This window comes from Propioniciclava sp. (assembly GCF_029977985.1).
Classification (GTDB): Bacteria; Actinomycetota; Actinomycetes; order Propionibacteriales; family Propionibacteriaceae; genus Propioniciclava.
On the sequence record NZ_JARKOT010000163.1, the window covers coordinates 1 to 1568 of the forward strand.

Sequence of the window (1568 nt, forward strand, 5' to 3'; positions counted from 1 at the left end):
GACGACGACCTGCGCACCTACGTGCCACACGAGCTGATCCGCGCCCACCGCGACCGCTCGCTCTCCCCCGAGCACCCCTATATCCGCGGCACCGCGCAGAACCCGGACACCTACTTCCAGTCCCGCGAGACCTCGAACAGCTACTACGTCGAGGTGCCCGGCATCGTGCAGCAGGCGATGGACGAGTTCGCCGAACTCACCGGGCGCCGCTACGGCCTCGTCGAGTACCACGGCGCCCCGGACGCCACGCACGTCCTCGTCATCATGGGTTCGGGGGCGCAGACGTGCCACCAGGCCGTCGACCACCTGAACGCCGAGGGGCGCAAGGTCGGCGTCGTGCAGGTGCGCCTCTACCGGCCGTTCCCCGTCGAAGAGCTGCTCGCGGCGATCCCGGAGTCGGCGACCCGCATCGCCGTGCTCGACCGCACGAAGGAGCCGGGCGCGGGCGGCGAACCGCTCTTCCTCGACGTGACGGCGGCGCTGGCCGAGGCCGTGGCGTCCGGACGCCGCGGCTCGCTCCCGCTGGTGATCGGGGGCCGCTACGGCCTGTCGAGCAAGGAGTTCACCCCCGCGATGGTGGTGGGCGTCGTCGACGAGCTGGCCCGCGAGCACCCGAAGCCGCGGTTCACCGTGGGCATCACCGACGACGTGACGAACCTGTCGATCGACTACCCCGACCTCGACGTCGAGTCCGAGCACACGCACCGGGCCGTGTTCTACGGCATCGGCTCCGACGGCACGGTGGGGGCGAACAAGAACACGATCAAGATCCTCGGCAGCCAGGCCGGCACCTACGCGCAGGGCTACTTCGTGTACGACTCGAAGAAGTCGGGCAGCCGGACGGTCAGCCATCTGCGGTTCGGGCCCGAGCCGATCACGGCGCCCTACCTGGTGAAGCAGGCGGGCTTCATCGGCGTCCATCACTGGTCGATCTTCGAGCGGGTCGACGTGTTGCGGTTCGCCCGGCCAGGCACCGTCGTGCTGCTCAACACGCCGTGGACACCCGACGCGGTGTTCGCGCACCTACCCGAGCCGATGCAACAGCGCATCATCGACCTCGGCCTGGAGCTGTACACGATCGACGCCAACGCGGTCTCGCGGGCGGCAGGCATGGGCAACCGCACGAACACCGTCCTGCAGACCTGCTTCTTCGCGATCAGCAGGGTCATGCCCCGCGAGGAGGCGATCGCGGCGGTCAAGAAGTCGATCGAGAAGACATATGGACGCCGCGGCGCCGACGTGGTCGCCAAGAACCATGCCGCAGTGGACGCCGCCCTCGCCCACCTGCACCGGGTCGAGGTTCCGGACGCCGTCGCCTCCGACAAGGCGCTCATCGCGCCGGTGCCAGCGAACGCTCCCGAGTTCGTCCGCGACGTGACGGCGAAGATGCTGCTCGACGAGGGCGACGACCTGCCCGTGTCGGCGCTGCCCGTCGACGGCACCTACCCGAGCGCGACGACGAAGTACGAGAAGCGGAACATCTCCGACATCGTGGCCGTCTGGGATCCCGAAACGTGCATCCAGTGCGGCAACTGCAGCTTCGTCTGCCCGCACGCGGTGCTGCGGGC

At 69.2% G+C, this 1568-nt stretch carries 1 protein-coding gene; it reads left to right on the forward strand.

From position 1 onward, the window contains the following. Positions 1-1568: 2-oxoacid:acceptor oxidoreductase family protein (locus Q1K57_RS10060; protein ID WP_300081853.1), on the forward strand; the 1568-nt coding region annotated here is incomplete at both ends.